4 protein-coding genes and 1 pseudogene are annotated in these 4,809 nt (G+C 71.1%); 1 reads left to right on the top strand and 4 read right to left on the bottom strand.

What is annotated here, in order from left to right:
* Positions 1-74: 74 nt before the first annotated feature.
* A complete protein-coding gene (locus AB0C29_RS33965; protein WP_360829023.1) occupies positions 75-749 on the bottom strand; it encodes a DUF402 domain-containing protein in 675 nt (224 codons plus the stop codon).
* A 2-nt stretch (positions 750-751) separates the two neighbouring features.
* On the bottom strand, positions 752-2,158 hold the full coding sequence (gene proS / locus AB0C29_RS33960; protein WP_360829020.1) for a proline--tRNA ligase: 1,407 nt from the start codon (positions 2,156-2,158) through the stop codon (positions 752-754).
* Between proS and AB0C29_RS33955 the strand changes: the two genes are divergently transcribed.
* Positions 2,100-2,693 (top strand): sigma-70 family RNA polymerase sigma factor, encoded by a 594-nt coding sequence (locus tag AB0C29_RS33955; protein WP_360829017.1) that lies wholly within the window; start codon positions 2,100-2,102, stop codon positions 2,691-2,693. The genes proS and AB0C29_RS33955 overlap by 59 nt on opposite strands.
* Here the strand turns inward: AB0C29_RS33955 and AB0C29_RS33950 are convergent.
* Positions 2,620-3,411 (bottom strand): annotated as a pseudogene (locus AB0C29_RS33950) (methionine synthase); the annotation flags it as partial. The gene AB0C29_RS33955 and the pseudogene AB0C29_RS33950 sit on opposite strands and share 74 nt — an antisense overlap.
* Complete coding sequence (gene mnmA, locus AB0C29_RS33945; protein ID WP_360829014.1) at positions 3,404-4,555, bottom strand: tRNA 2-thiouridine(34) synthase MnmA; 1,152 nt, start codon at positions 4,553-4,555, stop codon at positions 3,404-3,406. The pseudogene AB0C29_RS33950 and the gene mnmA, both read right to left, overlap by 8 nt.
* Positions 4,556-4,809: the final 254 nt, after the last annotated feature.

The raw sequence follows: 4,809 nt of genomic DNA, 5'->3' as shown, positions 1-4,809 counted from the left end.
CAGATATCAAGCTTGACGGGCTGCGTGGGCCATCCCCGCCCCCAAGCCCCACCATGCAACCAGCAGAAACAAAATCAGGGCCGAGGCGCAGCGGCCCGATCCCATCCGGAAGGCAAGGAAGTGGGAACGGGCCAGGACGGATCAGGCTGGTAGGTGGTCCAGGTGCCGTCGAAGGGAAAATCCCCAGCCTCGATCGACTTGACCACGCGGAGACCTTCGGCGCGGACGGCCGAGGAGTCGTGGACCCAGTAGTGGTCCGGGAAGGCGAGACGCTCGGAGAACTCGTCTTCGTCTTTCCACTGCCACGTCCGGTCCGGGGCTACCACGATGTCCAGGTCCTGGTCGATCACGTCCACGCCCGCCACGTCGCCGTCGTCCCAGCGGATTGCTCGTTCTTCCAGGTTCACGTACCAGCCGGTGAAGGTGCCGGCGTCGTCGCGGAAGAGCCAGATCGAGTGGTCGGCGTCCGGGGGGATGAATTTGAGCAGGCCCGGGCCTTGCCAGGTGTCGGCGACGATCTTGGTGCGCAGGCCGGTCCATTCGGCGAACGGCATGTCGCGGATGCCCCGGCCGTCCTCTGCCACCTCGATCACCACCGCCGAGCCGCGGGCCAGCCAGAGCAGCAGCCCGCGGTCGTCGTCCGAGACCACCCGGCACGGGCGTACGGAAGCCAGCCGCGGCCCGTCGATGTTGCGGTAGAGGACCTCGCGGCCGGGCGTGAAACGGGCGGGCGTGAAACGGGCGGGCACGGTCAGTACGACCGGGCCAGGATCGCGATCAGGTCGGGCTCGTCGTCGGAGTCGGGCATCGAGCCGTCTTCGCGGAACAGGCAGCGCACGGTCACCGCCTTGCCGTTCGCCTCGGCCTCGCCCTCGGTGCCGACCGCCGACCACGGCACTCGCGCCCAGCCGGTCTGCGCTGCTTCGATCGCGTCGCCCAGCGTCTTCACGTCGACCGTGTTCGTCTCGCGGAATGCCAGCGCGTCGTCGTACATCCGCTGCTGGTCGGCCTTGAGCGCGGCTGTCACGGTCGCGGCCACCTCGGCCAGGGCCACCGGCGTCTTGGTGCCGTCGATGCGGCGGGCCACCACGGCGTTGCCGGCGCCCAGGTCGCGGGGGCCGACCTCGATGCGTACCGGAATGCCCTGGAGCTCGGCGTCGACGGCCCGGCGGCCGAACGGGATGTCGGCCCGGGCGTCGAGCTTGACGCGTACGCCGGCCGCCTTGAGCTCCTCGGTCAGCTTGGTGGCCGCTTCCAGGACGCCTTCGCCGGCCTTGACCACCATGACCTGGGCCTGGATCGGCGCGATGCGCGGCGGCAGGCGCAGGCCGTTGTCGTCGCCGTGCACCATGATCAGGCCGCCCATCATCCGGGTGGAGGTGCCCCAGGACGTGGTCCAGGCGTGCTCGACCTTGCCGGCCGCCGACGAGTAGGTGATGTCGAAGGCCTTGGCGAAGTTCTGCCCCAGCTCGTGCGACGTGCCCATCTGCAGGGCCTTCATGTCGCCCATCATGGCCTCGACGGTCATGGTGTTGGTCGCGCCGGCGAACCGCTCGCCCTTGGTCTTGCGGCCGGGTACGACCGGGATGGCCAGCATGCTGACCATGAAGTCCTCGTACACGTTCTTGTGGATCTCCCGCGCGTGCTCGCGGGCGTCCTCCTCGGTCGCGTGCGCGGTGTGGCCCTCCTGCCAGAGGAACTCGGTGGTGCGCAGGAACGTGCGCGGGCGCAGCTCCCAGCGCACGACGTTGGCCCACTGGTTGAGCAGCAGCGGCAGGTCCCGGTAGGAGTCGACCCACTTGGCCATGAACTCGCCGATGACGGTCTCGCTGGTCGGCCGGACGACCAGCGGCTCGGCGAGCTCCTTGCCGCCGGCGTGGGTGACCACGGCCAGTTCGGGCGAGAAGCCCTCGACGTGGTTGGCCTCGCGGCGCAGGTAGCTCTCCGGGATGAACAGCGGGAAGTACGCGTTCTGCACGCCCGCTTCCTTGATCCGGCGGTCCATGTCCGCCTGCATGTGCTCCCAGATGGCGTAGCCGGCCGGCCGGATCACCATCGTCCCGCGCACCGGGCCGTTGTCGGCGAGTTGCGCCTTGGCGATGAGGTCCTGGTACCAGCGGGGGAAGTCCTCCGCACGGGGAGTGAGCACGCGAGCCATGAGGCAGCATCCTAGCGAGACCCGTGCGCAACCGACCGGGCGGCCGTCCCGTGTCCTTCTGCGAGGGGCGGTGGAGATGACCGACGACTTCGACGCGTTCTACCGGGACACGTCCCGCAGGCTGGTCCGCTACGCCTACGGGCTCACCGGCGACCCGGCCGAGGCGCAGGACCTGGTGCAGGAGGCGTACGCCCGGGCGTGGCAGCGGTGGCGGCGGTTGTCCGGCTATGAGGAGCCGGAGGCGTGGTTGCGCCTGGTGGTCAGCCGGCTCTCCGCGGACCGGTGGCGCCGGCTGGGCGTACGCCGGTCGCGGGCCGCTGCCGATCCCCCACCCGCACCTGCGGCACCGCCGTCGGAGGACACGGTCCTGCTGGTCCGCGCGATGCGGACGCTGCCGGCGGCGCATCGCCGGGCGCTGACCCTGTACTACCTGCTCGACCGGTCCGTCGGCGAGATCGCCGCCGGGTGGGCGCCGCACCGGCGAAGAGACCGAGCCCGGCCTCCAGGGCCTCCCCCAGCGGATCAAGATCCTTGATCAGCGACAGGTCGAGCGCGACGGCGGCGGCCCGCGCATCCCGGACCACCTGCAGCGGTACGGCCGGAGCACAGCAGTGCACGATGACCGGCACCCCGACAGCCTCAACCACCGTCCGCAGCCCCGTCGCGGCATCCGGCCCGTCGACGACCTTGTATGCCCCGAGTCCGCTCTCCGTCGGGATGCGTCCGGCGAGCACCGCCGGCAGCGAAGGCTCATCGAGCTGGAGCAGCACCGACGCCTGCGGAAGCCGCTTCTGCACCTCGGCCACGTGTCGGCGCAGCCCCTCGGCCAGCGACTCGGTCAGGTGACGCACGGCACCGGAGTCGCGCAGCATGCGGCCACCGATCGGCAGATCCAGGCTCGCCGCCATCGTCCACGGCCCGGCGGCCTGCAGCTTGACCGGTCCGGTGAACCGGTCGGCCTGCTCGGAGAGCTGATCGAGGTCGCGTTCCATCAGGTCGGCGATGCGGCGCTGGTCCCGGCCGGGGCGGGGAGCCATCTGCCAGCGGCCGACATAGATCTGCACCGGCAGCTCGACCAGCAGGCCGGCGGTGCGCCCGATCATGTCGGCGCCGGGACCGCGGTCGGGCAGCTCGGCCAGGTGCGGCAGCTCGGGCAGCTCGCCCATGATCAGGCGCTGGGCCTCGGCGATGTCGGTGCCGGGCAGCGAGCCGACCCCGGTGGCCGCACCGGCCGGCCAGGGAAAATCAGGCACGACGCGCCGGCCCGACCCCGTCGGCACTGGCGGACACCCGATCAGCCGAGGCATCACCGGATCCGTCCGCGCTCAGGGTGCCGGAAGCGATCGTCGCCGAGCCGAGAACGATGTCGCCGGCCGGATCCGGCCGATAGGCGACGATGGCCTGACCAGCCGCAACCCCCCGAGCCGGCGCGCGCAGGTGGGCCACCAGGCCGTCCGGACCGACGCTCACCACGGCGGGAACGACCTCGCCGTGAGCACGCAGCTGCACGTCGCACTCGACCGGAGTCTGCTCGCCGTGCCAGATCGGCTTGGTCGCCGTCACGGTGTCGACGGCGAGATCCTCCCGCGGCCCGACCGTCACGGTGTTGGTCTTCGGCGTGATCGAAAGCACATAACGAGGACGCCCGTCCGGCGCCGGAACCCGCAGGTCGAGACCCTTGCGCTGACCGATCGTGTAGGAGAAAGCGCCGTCGTGCTGCCCCAGCACGGCCCCGGTGCGACCGTCCACGATGTCGCCCGGCGTCGCCCCCAGGCGCTCGGCCAGGAAGCCCTTGGTGTCACCGTCGGCGATGAAGCAGATGTCGTGCGAGTCGGGCTTGTCGGCGACGGCCAGCCCCCGCTCGGCCGCCTCCTGCCGGACCCGCTCCTTGGTCGAATCCCCGAGCGGGAACACAGCCCGGTCGAGCTGCGCGCGGGTCAGCACAGCCAGCACGTACGACTGGTCCTTGGCGATGTCGACACTGCGCCGCAGCAGCCCGTCCGCCCCCAGCCGGGCGTGGTGCCCGGTGACCACGGCGTCGAAGCCCAGCGCAACCGCCCGATCCAGCACCGCGGTGAACTTGATCTTCTCGTTGCACCGCAGGCACGGGTTCGGCGTGCGCCCGGCCGCATATTCCGCGACGAAGTCGTCGACCACGTTGTCGTGGAACTGCTCAGCCATGTCCCACACATAGAACGGGATCCCGATGACGTCGGCGGCCCGCCGCGCATCCCGCGAATCCTCGAGCGTGCAGCACCCCCGCGCACCGGTCCGGTAGGTCTGAGGATTCCGCGCCAGCGCGAGGTGCACCCCGGTCACATCGTGGCCGGCGTCCCGAGCGCGCGCGGCAGCGACAGCGGAGTCGACCCCGCCGGACATAGCTGCAAGAACTCGCACCCGTTCAGCCTATCCGCCCCCACCGACATCCCCCATTGCCGCCTCGATGCCCGTCTCCACCGCAGACCCTTTTCCGGTACGCGCACCGCAAAGTCACGTGACACACACGCCCAGCACCTGCCGTCCCGGCCTCGCCGCGCCACCATCCGGGCTGAGAGCGGTGGAGGGGCTGCTCCGCAGCCGCCGGGCAGCGAGCAGCGGCCGTCGGGCCAGCGAGCAGCGGCCGTTGGGCCAGCGAGCCAGCGAGCAGCGGG

Origin of the sequence: Actinoplanes sp. NPDC048791 (assembly GCF_040650095.1) — a bacterium.
GTDB lineage: Bacteria > Actinomycetota > Actinomycetes > Mycobacteriales > Micromonosporaceae > Actinoplanes.
Note: the sequence above shows the minus strand (reverse complement) of the source record. Positions and strands in the feature narration are given on the sequence as shown.

Coding starts and splice junctions, on each gene's coding strand:
- proS (WP_360829020.1), bottom strand. CDS start 2,158: ATGGCTCGCGTGCTCACTCCCCGTGCGGAGGACTTCCCCCGCTGGTAC.
- AB0C29_RS33955 (WP_360829017.1), top strand. CDS start 2,100: ATGAGGTCCTGGTACCAGCGGGGGAAGTCCTCCGCACGGGGAGTGAGC.